This window comes from Brevibacterium zhoupengii, from assembly GCF_021117425.1.
Taxonomy (GTDB): Bacteria; Actinomycetota; Actinomycetes; order Actinomycetales; family Brevibacteriaceae; genus Brevibacterium; species Brevibacterium zhoupengii.
The window spans coordinates 618711-637243 of sequence record NZ_CP088298.1 but is presented as its reverse complement, the minus strand read 5'-3'; the positions used below and the strand labels follow the sequence as shown (position 1 = coordinate 637243).

General features: G+C 63.2%; 14 protein-coding genes. 3 read left to right on the top strand and 11 right to left on the bottom strand.

What is annotated here, in order from left to right:
• Complete coding sequence (locus LQ788_RS02855) at positions 1-2271, bottom strand: thioredoxin domain-containing protein (RefSeq protein WP_231445096.1); 2271 nt, start codon at positions 2269-2271, stop codon at positions 1-3.
• A gap of 44 nt (positions 2272-2315) precedes the next feature.
• Positions 2316-3791: a serine hydrolase domain-containing protein gene (locus LQ788_RS02850; protein WP_231445094.1), complete on the bottom strand. Its 1476-nt coding sequence runs from the start codon at positions 3789-3791 to the stop codon at positions 2316-2318.
• Positions 3792-3900: 109 nt separating this feature from the next.
• Between LQ788_RS02850 and LQ788_RS02845 the strand changes: the two genes are divergently transcribed.
• A complete protein-coding gene (locus tag LQ788_RS02845; RefSeq protein ID WP_231445093.1) occupies positions 3901-4794 on the top strand; it encodes a hypothetical protein in 894 nt (297 codons plus the stop codon).
• A 120-nt stretch (positions 4795-4914) separates the two neighbouring features.
• On the opposite strand, the gene LQ788_RS02840 is transcribed toward LQ788_RS02845, so the two are convergent.
• Positions 4915-5730: a glycerophosphodiester phosphodiesterase gene (locus LQ788_RS02840; RefSeq protein WP_231445091.1), complete on the bottom strand. Its 816-nt coding sequence runs from the start codon at positions 5728-5730 to the stop codon at positions 4915-4917.
• A 326-nt stretch (positions 5731-6056) separates the two neighbouring features.
• On the opposite strand from LQ788_RS02840, the gene LQ788_RS02835 reads away from it, so the two are divergent.
• Together LQ788_RS02835 and LQ788_RS02830 are read left to right on the top strand one after the other, a co-directional pair.
• The gene (locus tag LQ788_RS02835) at positions 6057-7550 is read left to right on the top strand and encodes an alanine/glycine:cation symporter family protein (protein WP_231445089.1); all 1494 of its coding nucleotides are present in this window, start codon (positions 6057-6059) and stop codon (positions 7548-7550) included.
• Between the two features lie 98 nt (positions 7551-7648).
• Entirely contained in the window at positions 7649-7948 is a 300-nt protein-coding gene (locus LQ788_RS02830; protein ID WP_231445087.1) for a hypothetical protein, read from the top strand.
• A gap of 51 nt (positions 7949-7999) precedes the next feature.
• Here the strand turns inward: LQ788_RS02830 and LQ788_RS02825 are convergent, their stop codons facing one another.
• The 8 genes from LQ788_RS02825 to gcvP form a co-directional block, all read right to left on the bottom strand.
• Positions 8000-8710, bottom strand: coding sequence for a hypothetical protein (locus tag LQ788_RS02825; protein ID WP_231445086.1), 711 nt, complete (start codon positions 8708-8710; stop codon positions 8000-8002).
• 316 nt (positions 8711-9026) lie between these two features.
• Positions 9027-9419: an ectoine synthase gene (locus tag LQ788_RS02820; protein ID WP_231445084.1), complete on the bottom strand. Its 393-nt coding sequence runs from the start codon at positions 9417-9419 to the stop codon at positions 9027-9029.
• Between the two features lie 155 nt (positions 9420-9574).
• Positions 9575-10867 carry a diaminobutyrate--2-oxoglutarate transaminase gene (gene ectB / locus LQ788_RS02815; RefSeq protein ID WP_231445082.1) on the bottom strand — a complete coding sequence of 431 codons (1293 nt, stop codon included), beginning with the start codon at positions 10865-10867 and terminating at the stop codon, positions 9575-9577.
• Positions 10868-11034: 167 nt separating this feature from the next.
• The gene (gene ectA / locus LQ788_RS02810) at positions 11035-11457 is read right to left on the bottom strand and encodes a diaminobutyrate acetyltransferase (RefSeq protein WP_231445080.1); all 423 of its coding nucleotides are present in this window, start codon (positions 11455-11457) and stop codon (positions 11035-11037) included.
• A gap of 686 nt (positions 11458-12143) precedes the next feature.
• Positions 12144-13682: an L-serine ammonia-lyase gene (locus LQ788_RS02805; RefSeq protein ID WP_231445078.1), complete on the bottom strand. Its 1539-nt coding sequence runs from the start codon at positions 13680-13682 to the stop codon at positions 12144-12146.
• Positions 13683-13797: 115 nt separating this feature from the next.
• Positions 13798-14196 carry a glycine cleavage system protein GcvH gene (gene gcvH / locus LQ788_RS02800; RefSeq protein WP_231445076.1) on the bottom strand — a complete coding sequence of 133 codons (399 nt, stop codon included), beginning with the start codon at positions 14194-14196 and terminating at the stop codon, positions 13798-13800.
• A gap of 92 nt (positions 14197-14288) precedes the next feature.
• Positions 14289-15572 (bottom strand): aminomethyltransferase family protein, encoded by a 1284-nt coding sequence (locus tag LQ788_RS02795; RefSeq protein ID WP_231445074.1) that lies wholly within the window; start codon positions 15570-15572, stop codon positions 14289-14291.
• On the bottom strand, positions 15572-18523 hold the full coding sequence (gcvP, locus tag LQ788_RS02790; protein ID WP_231445072.1) for an aminomethyl-transferring glycine dehydrogenase: 2952 nt from the start codon (positions 18521-18523) through the stop codon (positions 15572-15574). Before gcvP ends, LQ788_RS02795 begins: the two co-directional genes overlap by 1 nt.
• Positions 18524-18533 lie beyond the last annotated feature (10 nt).

The window sequence follows — 18533 nt, the reverse complement described above, 5'->3', positions numbered from 1 at the left end:
CTAAGCGTCGAGCAGCTTTTTCAGATCCTCGGCCGTCGTCACCGGCAATGAGCACTGCGTTCCCTGGCAGACGATGGCGGCGCCTTTGGGCACCTCAACCTCTGCACCGTCTTCGGCAGGGACGCCTGTTGCGCCGGTAACGAGCGTGACCGCCGGGTGCTTGGCCGCGATGCTGCTCAGCGTCGCATTCCGTGTTGCAACGCGAACCGGCTTGAGAGCCCGTTCTGATTGCCACAGCGCGTGGCCGCAGCCGCGAGGCGCTCGGCCGGCAAGCGCCCGGTATACGCCGAGCAGTCGGTCACGCAGTTCAAGTAGCCCTCCGGTGCTGAGGTCATCGGCAACGTCGGTGTCAACATGAGCGCTGCTGCCTGCACTGACGTCAACGCCGATCTCAGCGAGCAGAAGAGCCACTTCTGCTGCCGCCGAGCGGCCGGAGGGCACCGTATTGTCGACCGGGTCGGAGGCTCTCACATCGAGGATCTCATCACCCATGGAGTCGAAGACCTCGAGCACCTCATCCTCGGCCGTGAAGTTGGCAAACATTGTCGCGCCCCATGACTTGAGGTCGCTCACCCGCACCGATGCATCCGGAAGCTGGCGGACCGTGATCCCTGAGGTGATGAACTGCGCCCAATCGGCGAGGCCCGCCTGACCAGGTCCCGGGGTGTCACCGGTGAAGCTGCGACGAACGTCGAGCAGCGCACCGGCACCAAGTTCGGAACCAGCGTCGGCACTCGGTCCGGAGCCCGAGCCGCCGAAGCGCGCCACCATCGCATCCCACAGGTGCGCGGCCTGACTCCCCCAGCCCGCCGCTGCATCAGTGGACAGCGCAGCATCCGTGTACAGCGCCGCCTCGGCCAGGGCAGTGATCGCCAGCGAGTTCCATTCGGTGATCGTCTTCTCATCGCGAGCAGGCTGGGGCCGCTGGTCCAACAGCTTCCTGAGCCCGTCCCTCTGCGCGGCCGTCGCGGCAGTCTCCCACGGAGCTGGGTGGTTCTCATCGAAGGGCACCTCGTCCATGCCCAACCAGTCGATGATGCGGATCGCGGCAACGACGGAGCCAGACAGCTCTGCGGCGGCGGGGGAATCGACGAGCTGGAGCAGCCCCTCCTCCCCCACCTCGGCGAACTCCTCGGGTGTGACGACGTAGGCGGCCCCCTCTTCGAGTACCCCGTCGCCGTTGAGGGAGTCCGCGTCGAGGGCTGCGATGAACCGATCACCGTCGGACATGTCCGTGGTGAGGAAGTTCGCGGTGTCGGTGATCTCGCGTTCGGCGAGCGCCAGCCATTTCGATTCTGGGTTGAGGGCACGTTCGACCTTCGCCCACTGGACGGCGGCGCGCAGGTAGAGCGCATTGTCGTAGAGCATCTTCTCGAAGTGCGGCACGAACCACTGTCGGTCGACGCTGTAGCGGGCGATGCCGCCGCGCACCTGGTCGCGCATGCCGCCGCTGGCGATCCGCGCAAAGGTGCTGCGCACCGCAATGAGACAGTCGAGGACGAGTTCGCCCTCGAGATGTCCGTCGGCTCCCGGCCTGTCGACTTCACCTTGAGCCAGAGCTCCTTCCCTCGCCGAGGTGGTTCCGCCCAACCGTACGAACGTGGCCAGGAGCTGCATCAGGTTCATCAGCGGTGGGAACTTCGGGGCCTTGCCGAACCCGCCCCATGCAGGGTCATAGGAGTCGAGCAGGGACTCGGCAGCCGAGTCGAGTTCCTCAGCGCTGAGCAGCTCGGACGCGGCCTCGGCCGGCAGGGCATCCGAGACGGCGCTGGCCATATCGGCCAGGCCACGATCCATTCGCTTGGTCATCTCGGTCACCTCGTCACGGCGCTCGGTCCACGACTGGGTCACGGCCGCGAGCACCTGTGTGAAGGCGGGCAGGTTCCCCCGCGGAGCCGGTGGGAAGTACGTCCCGGCATAGAAGGGGCTGCCAGTAGGGGTGGCGAAGATCGTCATCGGCCATCCGCCCTGCCCGCGCATCGACTGGAGGGCGTTCATGTAATAGGAGTCGATGTCCGGCAACTCTTCACGGTCGATCTTGATCGGCAGGTAGTTCTCATTGATGACGCGCGCGATGGCCTCGTCTTCGAAGGATTCGTGGGCCATGACGTGGCACCAGTGGCAGGTGGAGTAGCCAATCGAGATGAGCAGCGGCACGTCACGACGGGCCGCCTCGGCGAGGTTGTCCTTCGTCCACATCCGCCAATCGACGGGATTGTCCGCGTGGGCGCGGAGGTACGGGCTGGTGGAGGACGCGAGTTCATTGGCCATGGACCCAGCGTCTCATTGAGCAGCCCGAGTTGAGAACCGGCGTCTCATTCCACCGACGAGGACGCCGCGTTCAGCAGGCGGGAATGGGTGCCGAATGCCCTCAGACGGGCCACGATGAGCACCACCCCGACGAGGCCGCCGGTGGCGATGAGCACCATGAATGCAGGCCACAGCCCGAAGATGTCGAGTGTGGTCGCAGGATTTGCCTGCCCGAAGGTGAGCCCGACGAAGACACTCACAGCGACGATGGGCATGATCGCTTGTGGCAGCAGGCGCAGACTACGACGCCACCAGGGATGCTGCGCTCGCTTCCGCGCCCATCTGTCCGAGCGGAGCAGCCCGCGGATGCCCAAGACGAGGGCGAGGAGCGTCAACGCTGCGAGGCAGAGGTCGACGACGGTTGCCAGTGGGAATCCGAGGTCGGGGTCCGTCCCCTCGGAGATATCGATGAGGCCGGTGCTGATGTCGTACTGGTGCTGGCGGATCGGCGTGAAGCTGTCGAGGAGCACAACGGTGGCGCAGCCGCTGGATGGCACGAGGTCCTGGCGTGCGGTGTAGCGCGTCAGTGATCCGCCGTGGCCGACACGTTCCGGGTCAGCTGTGCTGGTGAGCTGCCACCCCAGACCGTAGGTGCCGGCGTTGGGCTGGGGAGTGTGGGACTCTTCGACGAGGTCCGCGCTGAGGATTCGGGTACCGTCAGCTGTCGTGCCTGCCCGCTGCTGCATCCCCATCCACTTGGCCATGTCCTCAGCGGTGCTGATCACCCCGCCGGATCCGCCGATGTCTGCAGTCAGTTCCCGAACCTGGAGCCACAGCCCGTAAGCGGTGACATGGCCAGCATCGAGCCCTGGCCGATCGGCGGCAGTGACCTCCGAGGTGGTGTCGTCCATCCCCAGCGGAGTGAAGATGTTCTCGTCGAGGTAGGCATCGAAGTCCTGACCGTCGACGACCTCGACCATGCGGGCGAGCGTGCGGTAGTTGAAGTTGCTGTATGCATAGGTGGAGCCTGGTTTACTGGCCACGTCGAAATCGGAGATCAATGCGACGCTGCTCTCCAAAGACCCGGTGGAGGCCACAAAAGTGGGGTTCGGCAGTCCGGAGGTGTGGGACAGAAGCATACGCACGGTGATCGCCGAGGCGTCGGCGCCTCGGATCGAGAAGTCGGGCAGGTAGTCGGTGATCGGAGCGTCGAGATCGACCTTCCCAGAGTCTACGAGCTGAAGAACGGCGAAGGCGGTGAAGGACTTCGACACCGACCCGATTGCTATCGGGGTGTCGGTGGCGACGTCTCCGGAAGCTCCTGTCGTCACGACCTCGCCGTCTTTGACCATGGCGTAGCTGGCGCCGGGAAGGCCGTGTCGGGAGGTGTAGTCGGAGACGAACTCTTCAGCGTCATTTCCCTGGTTGCCAGCAGCATTCGCCGGCGCTGCCGACATCATTGCGGCAAGACTGCATGCCAATACGAGAGCTGCGGCAATCGAAAAGATGCGCCGCGCCGTGGAGGAGGTGATACTGATCATGGCCACCAGCCTAGGGACTTCGGACCGGTCACAACTAGGGGGTCGATCCCCACGTCCGAGGGAGGGAACCCCATCTGTATTGACCAGCTTTCCATGAGAGGATTCCTACATGCATGACCCGACGGCGCTGAACGAATCGACCGCCCTGAATGAGGCGGTTGCTAAGAATGAAGCGGTTGCCAAGAGTGAAGCGAGCCCCATCCGCTTCACGATCGTCGCACTCGCGTTCGTCGTTCACTTCGTCGCTTGGGTCGGCTTCTGTGCTCTCATGTTCGCGAAGGCTGAGTATTATTCAGCCCAGAGCTTGCCCGCTGGAATTGCCATGTCCGCCCTGGCTTGCCTGGCCGGCGCCGCTGCCATCGTCATCGCGCGCGAGCTTTCGCCCATCCCGCGCAGCATCATCACCGTGCTCAGCATCGCCATCTTCGGAATCTCGGCCATCGCCGAGGTAGTCGGAAGTATCGAACGACCGAGGCCGGAAATGTTGGCGCTGACCTTCACAGAATCCGCACTGCTCATCGGCGCGTTCGTGTTCCCCTTCGTCATTGTGGGGGTCCTCATTGCTGTAGTGGGCAAGGCTGCGGCGGCAGACCGGGCGACAACCGGCCCGGGAATCGTTCTCCTGGCCTGCGTGGTGATCGTGTTCTGCTGCCACGTGCCGATGTTCCAAGCCTTCGAACAGATTGCACTGCCCTCGTGGTATCGGTCGGAGTGGCCGATCGCCCTGAGCTCTGCAGTCGCCACGGTCGCCGCAGTGTTCCTGCTTTTGCGCGCGCAGGTCAACGCTTCGTCACCAGGCTGGTCGCTGGCCATCAGAGCTTCCGGCTTCATCACCCTGGTCTGCGGAATGTATCTGTGCAATCTCGCCACAGGTCAGCTGGTGGCCTTCTTACCTCTTGGCGACCTGATCCCAGCGTTGTGGCAGGGAGCCGTGTTGGGGCTCTTCATCGGTGCTTCGGCTTTGTTCGTCTCTGTGGCAGTGGCGAAATCTCGGCGGTCCTGAGGCCCAGCTGCACTGAAGCCCGGCAGTTCTGAGGCCCAGCTGCACTGAAGCCCGGCAGTTCTGAGGCCCAGCTGATCTGAAGCCCGGCAGTTCTGAGGCCCAGCTGATCTGAAGCCCGGCTCAGAGGTCTTCGACGACCTCGAGAAGTCGATCGGGACTGTTGGTGATGATGCCGTCGGCGCCGAGGTCGATGGCCTTCTCCATGTCCTCGACACTGTTGACAGTCCACACCAGGCTCGACATTCCCAACTCGTGGACGTGGCCGAGGAAGGTCGCGTCGGCTGCGGTGTATTGCGGGTTGACCTGATCGACCCAGGTGGCAAAGTCGAGCAGTTCGTCTGGGCAGGGCCGACCCAGAACACCGACGGGGATTTCTGGTGCCAGAGCGTGGAACTCGCGGACGAAGGCCCAGTCCCCGGATTGGACGACGAGCATTCCCGCGGCCAAAGCCCGGTCCAGATATTCGGGCACGGCAGTCAGGGACTCAACGAGCACCTCGGCGATTCCGGGATATTGGGCGGGCTTCTTGACCTCGAGCAGCAGCCCGGTGCGGGTCACGTGCACCAGATCCAGCACCTCGGCGAGGTGAGGGACTTTGACTCCGTTGTACACCTGCCCCTTCCACGAACCCGCGTCGAGGGTGGCGATCTCAGCGGTCGTCATGTCGCTCACGCTGGTTTCGGCACGGTCGGGGTAGATCGTGCGGACGTTGGTGGTGCGGTCAAGGGTGGCGTCGTGGATGACGATGAGATCGCCGTCCTTGTTCATGTGGACGTCGATCTCGATCATGTCCGCACCCTGATCGATGCCGGCGACGAAGGCGGGGATCGTATTCTCGGGATGCTGCTCGGATGCTCCTCGGTGAGCGATGACCAGCGGAGGAACGCGGGTGTGCGTGACTTCGGCGGTGGATTGGTTCAAGAGAGTGATTGGCATGGCGGGGACTCCTCAGGGGTGGCGGCTCAGAGCGGCGGTGAGCGGCCGGTGACGCAGTTCGTTGCGGATCAGACTAGGCAACCAGAGCAAGGGCAGGGTGATGATTGGGTAGACGCGACGTGAACCCTGGCAGAGCAGAGCTCAAGAGTGCAGCCATGATTCCGTCTTCTCACTCGACTGCCTCATAGTCTTCAATGAGCCAATCGCCGCCTGCTTACGCGCTGCAGGAGTGGGTTAATGGCAGACTGAAGGCAAACACAGCGGACGTTCAGGCACTCTTCTGCCCGAACCTCTGACCGCATGATTGCCGAAGGAGGCTCAGTTCCATGGAGATGCTGCAGAACGCACTCAACGGGATCGATTCCGTATCGTCCTATGTACTCGTTGCAGTGCTGATTCCCACTGGTCTGTATTTCACAATCCGCACCGGAGTGATCCAGGTGCGGATGCTCCCCGAGATGTTCCGCACGCTCGTCGAGCCGGGTGGACGAGACTCCGAGGGCAATAAGAACATCTCCCCGTTCCGAGCCTTCTCCATCTCCGCTGCCTCGCGAGTGGGCACGGCCAACATCGCCGGCGTGGCCTTGGCCATTTCCCTGGGCGGCCCCGGTGCGGTGTTCTGGATGTGGCTGACGGCCGTCGTCGGCGGTGCCACCGCGTTCGCCGAGTCCGCGCTCGGCCAGGTCTACAAGATGAAGGACGGCCCGAACTTCCGCGGCGGCCCGGCTTACTACATCCGGCACGGAATGAACATGAAATGGCTCGGCCTGGTCTTCGCCGTGATCGTCGCGATCACCTACGGCATCGTGTTCAATACGGTGCAGTCGAACTCGATCGTCGACGCGGTCGGTGCATCATTCAACGTCGAGGACTCGAACTTCGCATTCTCAGCAATTGCCGGTGTGGTCATCGCCGTCGGCGCCTACCTGATCTTCGTCGGCGGAGCCAAGCGCATCTCGAACGTCTCCGCCTACCTCGTGCCGATCATGGCCGGTCTCTACCTGATCGTCGGGATCATCGTCGTGGTGCTCAACCTCGGCGCCGTCCCCGACATGATCCTCACCATCTTCACCGATGCGTTCAGCATGGATTCCATCGCCGGTGGAACGCTCGGCTCGATCATGCTGATCGGCGTGCAGCGCGGCCTGTTCTCCAACGAGGCCGGAATCGGCTCCGTCCCGAATGCCGCAGCCACAGCATCGGCGTCGCACCCGGCCAAGCAGGGATTCGTGCAGGCACTGGGCGTGTACTTCGACACGATCCTCGTCTGCTCGATCACAGCGTTCATCATCCTGCTGTCGAACCCCGAATACGGCAGCTCTGCCGAAGGTATCCAGCTGACGCAGACGGCTTTGAGCGGGCAGCTGGGCCAGTGGGCGATCCACTTCCTCACCTTGGCGATCTTCCTCTTCGCCTTCTCCTCGATCCTCGGCAACTACTACTATGGCGAAGCCAATATCGAGCATCTGACCACCAGCAAAGCCGCCATGCGGGTCTACCAGGTGATCGTGATGGTGTCGGTGTTCATCGGGGCGATCGCGGCACTGGACATCGTCTGGACCGCGGCGAACATCTTCATGGCGATCATGGCTCTCATCAACCTCTTCGCTCTGCTGATGCTCTCACCGCTGGTGTTCAACCTGTTGAAGAACTACCAGCAGCAGCGTCGACAGGGCCTGGAGCCGGTCTTCCACCGATCCGATCTGCCCACGTTCAAGCGCATCAACACTAACGTCGATGCCTGGGACGGCACAGACGAAGTCACCACTGCGAAGTTCTGGCAGGACCGCGGCAAGAAGGTGCGCCCGGACGACGAGTGATGCTGTCGGCACGTTGATCCTGAATGCACATCGGGCGTCCCTTCTCTGGGGGGCGCCCGATGTGGTTGTCACTGTTTTATACCGAGTAGGAAGTTGCCATGGCTGTGGATCGCATGGAGTTGGCCAAGTCCCTCGCCGAGGCGACCGGGTGGTCGGTCACGGCCGATGCCCATCGAGTGACGTTTACCAATGATGATCCACCGCAGGTGGTCGTCTGGACGGTCACTGACGCCGAGATCGGCGAACTCCGTTACAACGAGAACCTCCGCGCAGCACGATACGAAGGCAGCAAGACAGCTGAGCCCGGCGTCCTGGGGCTGCCTCTCGGCGAAGCACTGGGTCCGTTCGAAGGGTCTCGCGGATATATGCACGGGACTGACCTGAGCATCCGTGAGTGACCTCGGTGTACTGCCCAGGGAGGTCAGTTAGCCGACATCACTCGCAGATGGTCAGCGCTTAGCCGACTTCGAGGTGGCGCCGGTCGCCCAGCTCGACTGGCCGAAGGTCACGCGGTAGGTCTTTTTGCTCTTCGTCTTGACCTTGTACGTGGCCTTGCCCTTTTTGGCCGTGACCGTTTTGAGCGTCTTCCACTTGCTGCCGGACTTGACCTGGAACTTGACCTTCGGGCTGTAGCTGACCTTGCCGTACTTCTCGGGGTTATAGACCTTCGTCTTCGAAGTCAGTGTGACAGTCTTCCCGCTGCGCTTAGATGCGAGGGAAGCGTAGGTCTTGCCGCGGACGTAGAAGTATCCCTTGGTGTAGTCGGTGCGCGCATACCAATGCGAGTTGTAGTTGGCATCATCATAGTCAGCGCTGATCTCAGAAGGCCCGATCCTGTACTTCCCTAGTCCCTCCAAACTCGGGCAAATCATTGCCCGATCTTTCGTTGAAGGCGAATGATAATTGCCAAAGTACGCGGAGGTGGTGCTTCCATGGCGGCCAGCAATATCTGCCTCCACATCCCAACTGTCCACCTTCGACTTCTTGTACTTCATGTGAACATCAAAATATTTGCAGTTGCCGTTTGAGACAACCATGTTTTTCGCCGACAGCTTCGTGACGTCGAACGACATTTTTGCCGCCTCCGCGGACACAGCCGGACCGACAACGAGCGCTACAGCGGCAATGGCAGAGACAAGGGCACGCCTGATGAACTTCATGGAGACTCCATAGGGTGGAATTGAGCAGAGGAATGCCAGAGTCGGAGTCTTGGAGTGTGTCAGTCGGCAGGCAGCGTCACGATACTTGAAGTGTCAATAAGCCGAAGAGTTTCACAGCTGAAGTCTGTGGACGCAGCAGTGGCTGCACCAGCACAAAAAGCTGGCGGCCACGGAACCGGGGCGAAATCCGCAGATTGCGGATCTTCCTCAGTTCCGTGACCACCAGCTATGGGGTCCGGGGGCCGGACTCAACCTCGGTGACTGATCAAGGGATCAGCCACCTCGGCGATGGAGCTTTTCAGCTCATGAGAGGATCTCAGTCCTCTTCGACGATGAGCGGGTAGACGCCGTTCTCGTCGTGAGTCTCACGGCCGGTGACCGGCGGGTTGAAGACGCAGGCCATGCGCAGCTCTTCTTCGGCGACCACGGTGTGCTTCTCGTGTCCGTCGAGCAGGTACATGGTGCCGTCCGAGAGCGGGTAGGTCTCGCCGGTCTCCTGATCGGTCAGAGTGCCCTTGCCCTGCACGCAGTACACGGCTTCGACGTGGTTCTGGTAGTGGAAGGTCGAGGTCGTTCCGGCGTAGATCACGGTGTCGTGAAGCGAGAAGCCGACGCGCTCCTTGCCCAGCACCATGCGGCGGCTGCGCCAGGTCTCTGACTTGATGTCGCGGTCTGTGTCGTTGAGGTCATCGCGGTTGACTACGTACATTCGTGGTCCTTTCAAACGGGGTATCAGACGGGTTGCCGATGCATCAGTCGAAATGTCGACCGATCCACCGGCAACGCGTCATTCAAGTTTCATGGTTGAGTCTCGGCGAACCGAAGCTCAGCTTTCCAGGCTCTCGCGCTCAGCTGGGAGCAGGCTCAGACCGCCGCAGGTTCTGCGGCCGGAGCGAACTTCAGCACAGCAGCCTCGATGATGTCGAGACCCTGCTCCAGATCGTGCGAGGAGATGGTCAGCGGAGGCATGATCTTCGTAACCTCATCCTTGGGACCTGAGGTCTCGAGGAGCAGGCCGTTGTCGAAGGCTTCTGCTGCCACCTTGCCGGCGACCTCGGCATCCTCGAAGTGGAGTCCGGCGAGGAGGCCACGTCCACGGATGGATGCTCCCTCAGCCTTCTCCACGATCGAGTCGAGGCGCTGGTGCAGTGCGGCGATGGTGTCGGCCAATTCGTTCTGGAAGGTGTTGTCGGCCCAGAAGTTCTTGATCGCGGCGGTCGCCGTGACGAATGCGGGGTTGTTTCCGCGGAAGGTTCCGTTGTGCTCGCCCGGCTCCCAAACATCGAGCTCAGGACGGAAGAGGGTCAGCGCCATCGGCAGACCCGAGCCGGAGATCGACTTCGACAGGCAGACGATGTCTGGCTCGATGCCGGCCTCTTCGAAGCTGAAGAAGGATCCGGTACGGCCACAGCCGGCCTGCACGTCATCGACGATGAGCAGGATGTCGTGCTTCTTGGTCAGCTCGGACAGAGCGCGCAGCCATTCGGCGCGTGCGGCACGGAGGCCGCCTTCACCCTGCACGGTCTCAACGATGACAGCGGCTGGCTTGTCGACGCCGGAGCCGGAGTCTTCGAGGACCTTCTCGAGCCACAGGAAGTCCGGGATCTCGCCATCGAAGTAGTCGTCGTAGGGAATCTTCGAGCTGTTGGTCAGCGGGATGCCTGCGCCTTCGCGCTTCATCGAGTTGCCGGTCACCGACAGCGATCCCAGGGTCATCCCGTGGAATGCGTTGGTGAAGGACAGCATGTGCTGACGTCCGGTGACCTTACGAGCCAGCTTGAGGGCAGCCTCGACGGTGTTGGTTCCCGTTGGCCCAGGGAACATCACGGTGTAGTCGAGTCCGCGTGGCTTGAGGATGAGGTCCTGGAAGGTCTCGAGGAACTCACGCTTGGCTGGGGTCTTCATGTCCAGCGAGTGCAGGACTGCACCCGACTGGAGGTACTCGATGAGAGGGTTCATGACGACGGGGTTGTTGTGCCCGTAGTTGAGGGCTCCAGCGCCGGAGAAGAAATCGATGAATTCCTTGCCGTCTTCGCCCCACTGCTTCGCACCCTGTGCCTTGGCGAAGGTGGCGGGCCAGGAGCGCGAGTATCCACGCACCTCTGATTCGCGGGTTTCGAAGATGTCGGGCTTCGTGGTCTTAGAGTTGTCGGTCATCACTTGAGTCCTTTCGACTTCTGGATTACGCACTTGCCTCGTGAGCAAGCGCCAAGGCGGTGGCCGCGACCGATCAGCATCGGATGCGACTCTCGCCGGTCGGCACCCTCAGACGGGATCAGCTGATCCCTCGGACGCCAGGTGGCACCAAGCTTTTCAGCGGTGCATCACAGTGGTGCGATTTCGTACAGGTATTCTGTGTCGTGACCGTCCGGGTACAGTTCCGGAGTGATCAGCGCGCTACGTTCGCAATTTGCGTCACGCTGCTCGGCGAATGACTGGAACAGACGGTTTGAAGCGTCGTTGTCATCGGTGATCGTCGTCTCCAGGCGGAGCGCATTGGTGCGATCGGCCAGCTCGTTGAGCATGGTCTTCGCCAATCCGTGTCCGCGGAAGTCCGACGAGACTGCGACCTGCCAGATCATGAGCGTGTTAGGCCGATCCGGGCGGGTGTAGCCGGTGACGAATCCGGCGGGCTCTCCGCCGATTCGCGCGATCGTCGAGGTGGCCGAGAAGTCTCGGCACCACAGAATGTAGGAGTACGAGGAGTTCAGGTCGAGAACGGCCGAATCTTTAGCCAGTCTCCACATGTGTTGACCGTCTTCCATAGTTGGAACACGGACATCGGTTTCTGTTTGAGGTTCAGCGACTGCGTTTCTCACGCCTTCAAACCTAACGACCTGAGGATGAGCGTCAACTCGAAAACCGGCGATTCACGCCACATTCAGTGGTGATTCCCGCGCGTGTTCCGAACGTAACGAACCGGGGTTTCCCCATGGCATCTCTGGGATGCGCCAGGGCGCTCTTGGGCGCTCATTCCGCGGCAGAGCTTCGTTATCGTTTCGTTACATTTCACCGCTTTTGGAACAGCGGTTCCACGGTTGTTCCACGTTCCGGCACTACCTCAGGGCATGACTTCGGGATGACTATTCGGAGTGCTGGAGACAGGCATTCGGCCGGATGGCGTGAATAGCAGGGAGGGTTGTTGGATCACTGTGACTGGGGATGTGAGGCGGAATCCAGGGTGTGGATGGAGCCCATGGATGGAGGTGGGCGGGGCAGGTAGGTCTCAGATACCGGCCTCCCCCGCAGCCGAATCAGGCAGCAGGGAGAGACCTCGCACCGAGACAGCGCCTGCGTGCCCAAGTGCTGGTGCGCACTCCGGTGTTGTGACGCGCAAGCGTGGTCTCGAGGGCGTGGGTGGGTGAAGACCCCGCGCAGCCTTGCGCAGGGCGGCCACCCAGGGCCGCCCACACGGCAGCTCCCCCTGGTTACCTCAGCATTCGACGACGTTGACGGCGAGGCCGCCCTGCGCTGTCTCCTTGTACTTCGAGCTCATGTCCGCACCTGTCTGGCGCATCGTCTCAATCACCTCGTCGAGGCTGACCCGGTGCTGGCCATCGCCCCACAGTGCCATCCGTGAGGCGTTGATGGCCTTGCCTGCCGCAATCGCGTTGCGTTCGATGCAGGGGACCTGCACGAGCCCGGAGATGGGGTCGCACGTCAGGCCCAGGTTGTGCTCCATGGCGATCTCGGCGGCGTTCTCGATCTGCTCCGGGGTGCCGCCCATGATCGCGGCCAGTCCCCCGGCAGCCATCGAGGAGGCGGATCCGACCTCGCCCTGGCAGCCCACCTCGGCGCCGGAGATGGATGCTCTCTCCTTATAGAGGACACCCACCGCCGCCGAGGTGAGCAGGAAGTCCACGATCGCCGCGTGCTTGGCAGCTTCGCCGCCCTTGGTCACCGACTCCACGTAGTTGAGTGCATAGTGGAGGACTGCGGGGATGATGCCGGCAGCACCGTTCGTCGGTGCGGTGACGACGCGTCCGCCCGAGGCGTTCTCCTCGTTGACGGCCATGGCGATGAGGTTGACCCACTCCAAGTAGTAGCCGGGGTCGCGGTCGGGATCCTCGGCCTTGAGCTTGAGGTACCAGTCGTGGGCGCGCCTGCGCACCTTGAGCCCGCCCGGCAGGTAGCCCGAACGGTCCAGAGACGCCGAGGCGCATTCTTCCATCACGGAGTAGATGTGGAGGAGGCCGTGACGGATCTCGTCCTCATCGCGCATCGACTTCTCGTTGGCGAGCATGATCTCGGCAATCGACATGTCGCTGTCCTTGCAACGCTGCAGGAGCTCGACGGCCGAGTGGAAGGGGTATGGGAGCTCTTCGCTGTAGGACTGCAGCTCGGCGTCGATGACTGCGTCGGCAACGGCGAACTCAGGATCACCCCCGGCAACCTCGTCAGAGTTCGAGGGATCATCGTTCTCATCATCGACGGAATCGTCGTCGACTGATTCGGCTGCGTCGGCAGCCTCGGCGGCCTGCTCCTTCTCCACGAACTCGGTCTCGGAGGTGACGAAGCCGCCGCCGACGGAATAGTAGGTCTCTTCGGCCAGGGTCTGGCCTTCGGCGTCGAAGGCTGTGATGGTCATGGCGTTCGTGTGGCGAGGCTTGATGGTCAGGGGACGCTTGACCATGTCGTCCTCAGTGAAGGCGATTTCGACGCCGTCCCCGACTGCGTCGCCGAGGAAGATCGTCCCGGTTTCGGACATGCGGGTCCGGCGGGCGGTGAGTTCATTGGCTTCGACGGCGTCGGGTGCACAGCCTTCCAGGCCGATCAGGATGGCGTCGAAGGTGCCGTGTCCGGCACCGGTGGCGGCGAGGGATCCGAAGACATCAACCTTGATGCTTGCAACGGATCCCAGCTTGTCGCCCAGAAGTGTGAGGAAGCTCGATGCCGCTCGCATCGGGCCGACGGTGTGGGAACTCGACGGGCCGATGCCGACGGTAAAGAGATCGAAGACGCTCAATGGCATGGAAGATACTCCGATTCTTTTCGGGTGATCGATGGGACCGACCGGGCCGGGTCGTTCCGGCCCGTTCGAGCCGGGTGATTCCAGCTGTGGTCGGTCCCATCGGTCGGAGGGTGTGTCAGAGGGAGTTGGCCTCTGCGTAGCCTGCTGCGTCCATCACTTCGCCCAGTTCGTTGACGTTGACTTCGAACAGCCAGCCGTCGCCGTAGGGGTCGGAGTTGAGCACGCCGGGGTTGTCCGTGGCGGCCTCGTTGATGGCCGTGACCTCGCCGGTGACTGGGCAGTAGAGGTCGGAGACCGACTTGGTTGATTCGACCTCACCGCAGGTCTCGCCGGCGGTGACGGTGTCACCGACCTCAGGCAGGTCCACGTAGACGACCTCGCCGAGGGCGTCAGCGGCGACTGCGGTGATGCCGATCTTCACCGTGTTGCCGACAATGGCGTCGGCTCCGGCGTTGATCCACTCGTGCTCAGCGGAGTAGGTGAAGTTCTGTGGGAGCGGGGGCAATTGCGCCATGATGGTCCTTTTCTGCTTGGTTGACAGCTAGTTGGTGAGCAGGTGCCCCCAGTGTACGAGCCACCGGGGGCAACAGCATCAGGATCGGCGGATCAGTTCTCGTCGCGTTTGTAGAACGGCAGCTCGGTCACAGAGAACTCATGTGCCTTGCCGCGGATGTCCACGAATACGGGCGTGCCGGGATCGGCGAGTCCGCGGTCGAGGAACGCCAGAGCAATGGGGTGGCCCAACGTCGGCGAGGGCTGTCCGGAGGTGATGGTGCCGACGGCGGTGCTGCCCTCGGCGCCGACCTCGTCTGCCGAGGCGAAGACGCTGGCACCGGATCGTGCGGCACGACGACCTGCGGAGGTGAGTCCCACGAGCACACGCGGAGGCTCGGTCTCCCCCAGCTTGGCCAACGCGTCACGGGCAGCGAAGTTCTCCTTCGTCTTGAACCCGATCATGCGGCCGAGTCCGACGTCGAAGGGCGAGGTCTCGAGGCTGAGTTCGTTGCCGTAGAGCGGCATGCCCGCTTCCAAACGCAGCGAGTCACGCGAGGCCAGGCCGCAGGGCACGAGGCCGTAGTCGACTCCGGCAGTCGTCAGGGTCTCCCACAGGCGCTGTGCGGCGATGTTGGGAATGTAGAGCTCGAAGCCGTCTTCGCCGGTGTAGCCGGTGCGTGCCAGCATCAGGTCGATGCCTGCGATCGTCAGCGGCATCCACGCGTAGTACTTCAGCTCCCGGACCGCCTCGCCGACGGTGATTCCGGTTGAGTTCACCGAGGAATCATCCGCGGAGCCGTCGACGGCTGCATCGTTTGCTGATGATCCGTCCGCCGAGGTGGTCGCTGGCCCGAATTCCCCATGTGCACCCTCGTCGAGGGCGCGGAGGATGATGGCCTCGGAGTTCGGCCCCTGTACGGCGATGAGGGCAGTGTCTTCGGACTCGTCGAAGAGTTTGGCATCGGCTCCCGGGGATTCGTCCCGCAGGAAGGCCTGCAGTCGTTCCTTCAGGGTCGCGACGACGGTCGGGGTGTTCGAGGCGTTGGGGACGATGAGGAACTCTTCGTCGCCGATCCGGTAGGTGATGAGGTCATCGAGGAGGTAGCCTGCCTCGTTGACGAGCACACCGTATTTGGCCTTGCCGATCTTCATCTTCGAGTACTTCGCCACGAGTGCGTAGTCGAGGAATGCGGCAGCGTCGGAGCCGGTGAGGCGGACTTCGCCCATATGGGAGAGGTCGAAGATGCCTGCGGCTTCGCGCACCGCGCGGTGCTCAGCCAGTTCGGACCCGTACTTCAGCGGCATGTCCCAGCCGCCGAAGTCGGTGAAGGATGCGCCCAGCTGGGCGTGGATATCGTGCAGCGGAGTCTCCCGCGGCGAATTATCAGTACTCATCAGTCGTCCTCTTCCTCATTGTCTTCGAAGGCCTCTGGCGGTGGGCAGCTGCACACCAGGTTGCGGTCGCCGTAGGCACCGTCAATCCGGCTCACCGGTGGGAAGTACTTGGTCTGGCGCAATCCCTTGACCGGGAACACGGCCGTTTCGCGGGAGTACTTGGCGTCCCAGTCATCCATGACCACGGTGGCCGGGTGCGGGGCACCGGCCAGAGGTGACTCTTCGTAGGAGTAGGTGTCGCCGATGGCATCGATCTCTGCGCGGATGGTGCGCATGGCTTCGATGAAGCGGTCGAGTTCGTCCTTGTCCTCGGACTCGGTCGGTTCGACCATGAGGGTCCCGGGGACCGGGAACGCCAGGGTCGGGGCGTGGAAGCCGAAGTCGATGAGGCGTTTGGCCACATCCTCGGCGGTGACGCCGGACTTCGCGGTCAGCTCACGCAGGTCGAGGATCGTCTCGTGGCCGACGAGTCCGTGCTCACCCGAGTAGAGGATGGGGAACACGTCGTGGAGCTTGGACGCCAGGTAGTTCGCGCCCAGGAGTGCGGCACGGGAGGCCTCACGCAGACCGTCGCCGCCCATGAGTTCGAGGTAGGCGAAGCTGATCGGCAGGACGCCGGCGGAGCCGAACATCGAGGCCGAGATCGGCAGTTCGTGAGCGTCTTCCTTCCCTGCCACGAGTTCCGCCGAGGTGGGATCGCCGGGCAGGTACGGGGCGAGGTGCTCGCGCACCGCGACAGGTCCGACTCCGGGTCCGCCGCCGCCGTGAGGGATGCAGAAGGTCTTGTGCAGGTTGAGGTGGGAGACGTCGCCGCCGAATTCGCCGGGCTTGGCCAGTCCGACCATGGCGTTGAGGTTCGCACCGTCGACGTAGACCTGGCCGCCGGCTGCGTGGATCTTCTCGCAGACGTCACGGACCTCGGATTCGAAGATTCCGTTGGTCGACGGGTAGGTGATCATGATCGCGGCGAGCTTGTCCGCGTTCTTCTCGATCTTCGCATCGAGGTCGGCGATGTCGACCGATCCGTCTTCGGCGGTCGCGATGACCTGGACCTTGAGTCCGGCCAGGACTGCCGAGGCGGCGTTGGTGCCGTGGGCCGACTGCGGGATGAGGACAACGTCACGGTCGGTGTCGCCGTTGGCGACGTGGAAGTTGCGGATCGCGAGCAGTCCGGCCAGTTCGCCCTGGGAGCCGGCGTTGGGCTGCAGGGACACACGGTCATAGCCGGTGACCTCGACGAGCGAGTTCTCCAGGCGGGTGATGAGGGTGCGCCAGCCATGCGTCTGCTCGGCCGGAGCGAAGGGGTGGATGGAGGCGAACTCGGGCCAGGTGATGGGTTCCATCTCTGCCGCGGCGTTGAGCTTCATCGTGCACGAGCCCAGTGGGATCATCGTCCGGTCCAGTGCCAGGTCCCGGTCGGCCAGAGTGCGCAGGTAACGCATCATCGAGGTCTCGGAGCCGTGTGCGCTGAAGATCGGGTGGGTGAGGAACTCGGTGGTGCGGTGGAACTTCTCGTCGAAGGCCGGGGTGGGTACGTGGTTGGCTCCGAATGTGCCCGCCGAGGCGGCTTCGAAGTCCGCCTCATCGACCCGGGCGATGATGCCCAGAGCTTCGAGCAGGCCGTTGGCATCGGCGACCGAGTGGGACTCGCCGAAGGAGACGCCGATGGTGGAGTCGTCGATGACGCGGATGTTGAAGCCGGCGCGTTCGGACACGACTCGGGCGGCTTCTGCGTCGGCGACGCGGATGGCCACGGTGTCGAAGAACTCACGGGTGACCACCTCGGCGCCGGGTGCGGTGTCCGCGGCGGTCGCGAAGGCCTGGGCCAGGCGGTGGATGCGGGAGGCGATACGGGTCAGGCCGACGGGACCGTGATAGACGGCGTACATCGAGGCGACGTTGGCCAGCAGAGCCTGAGCGGTGCAGATGTTGGACGTGGCCTTCTGGCGGCGGATGTGCTGTTCGCGGGTCTGCAGGGCCAGACGGTAACCGGGCTTGCCCTGGGCGTCCTTGGAGACACCGACGAGGCGGCCGGGCAGCTGACGCTGGAGACCGGACTTCACCGCCATGAAGCCAGCGTGAGGTCCGCCGAAGAACAGGGGAACACCGAAGCGCTGGGCCGAGCCCACGGAGATGTCGGCGCCCTGAGAGGCGGGATCCTTGAGCAGGGTCAGGGCCAGCAGGTCGGCGTCGAAGGTGACGAGGGCGCCGCGATCATGGGCGCCGTCGACGGCCTCGGTGAAGTCGCGGATGACGCCGGTGGTGCCGGGCTGGGCGCAGACGATGCCGAAGATGTCCTCGCCTGCGAGTCCTTCGGCCAGGTCAGCGACGGTGACGCGGAAGTCCATGGCCTTCGCGCGGGCACGGACGACGGCGATGGTCTGCGGGTGGAGTTCGGAGTCGAGGACGACGGTTGTCCCCTTCTTCACGGCCCGACGCATCAACAGGACCGCCTCGGCGACGGCGGTGGCCTCATCGAGGAGGGAGGCGTTGGCGATGTCGAGGCCGGTGAGATCCTGGACGACCTGCTGGAAGTTGAGCAGGGCTTCGAGGCGACCCTGGGAGATCTCGGGCTGGTACGGAGTGTAGGCGGTGTACCAGGCGGGATTCTCGACCAGGTTGCGGCGGATGACGGCCGGGGTGATCGTGTCGTAGTAGCCCTGACCGATCATCTGCGTGCGCATGACGTTCTGGCCGGCGATTGCGCGGAGGTCGTCGAGGACCTCGGCCTCGGAGCGACCGGTGGGCAGGTCGAGTCCGTCGATCTGAATGGATTCTGGGACGGCTGCACTGGAGAGCGCTTCGAGGGAGTCGTAGCCGAGTTCGGCCAGCATGGCCGCGGTGTCGTCGGCACGGGGGCCGATGTGCCGGTCGGAGAAGGGGCGTTGGGTGTCTCCGGTGGGCGCTGTGGTGTGCGCGAGTGAACTTGTGTGGGCGAGTGAACTGGTCATTGCCGTCCTC

Coding starts and splice junctions, on each gene's coding strand:
- LQ788_RS02830 (WP_231445087.1), top strand. CDS start 7,649: ATGGCTGTGGATCGCATGGAGTTGGCCAAGTCCCTCGCCGAGGCGACC.
- gcvP (WP_231445072.1), bottom strand. CDS start 18,523: ATGACCAGTTCACTCGCCCACACAAGTTCACTCGCGCACACCACAGCG.
- LQ788_RS02805 (WP_231445078.1), bottom strand. CDS start 13,682: ATGCCATTGAGCGTCTTCGATCTCTTTACCGTCGGCATCGGCCCGTCG.
- ectB (WP_231445082.1), bottom strand. CDS start 10,867: ATGACCGACAACTCTAAGACCACGAAGCCCGACATCTTCGAAACCCGC.
- LQ788_RS02845 (WP_231445093.1), top strand. CDS start 3,901: ATGCATGACCCGACGGCGCTGAACGAATCGACCGCCCTGAATGAGGCG.
- LQ788_RS02820 (WP_231445084.1), bottom strand. CDS start 9,419: ATGTACGTAGTCAACCGCGATGACCTCAACGACACAGACCGCGACATC.
- LQ788_RS02825 (WP_231445086.1), bottom strand. CDS start 8,710: ATGAAGTTCATCAGGCGTGCCCTTGTCTCTGCCATTGCCGCTGTAGCG.
- ectA (WP_231445080.1), bottom strand. CDS start 11,457: ATGTGGAGACTGGCTAAAGATTCGGCCGTTCTCGACCTGAACTCCTCG.
- LQ788_RS02840 (WP_231445091.1), bottom strand. CDS start 5,730: ATGCCAATCACTCTCTTGAACCAATCCACCGCCGAAGTCACGCACACC.
- LQ788_RS02855 (WP_231445096.1), bottom strand. CDS start 2,271: ATGGCCAATGAACTCGCGTCCTCCACCAGCCCGTACCTCCGCGCCCAC.
- gcvH (WP_231445076.1), bottom strand. CDS start 14,196: ATGGCGCAATTGCCCCCGCTCCCACAGAACTTCACCTACTCCGCTGAG.
- LQ788_RS02795 (WP_231445074.1), bottom strand. CDS start 15,572: ATGAGTACTGATAATTCGCCGCGGGAGACTCCGCTGCACGATATCCAC.
- LQ788_RS02850 (WP_231445094.1), bottom strand. CDS start 3,791: ATGATCAGTATCACCTCCTCCACGGCGCGGCGCATCTTTTCGATTGCC.
- LQ788_RS02835 (WP_231445089.1), top strand. CDS start 6,057: ATGGAGATGCTGCAGAACGCACTCAACGGGATCGATTCCGTATCGTCC.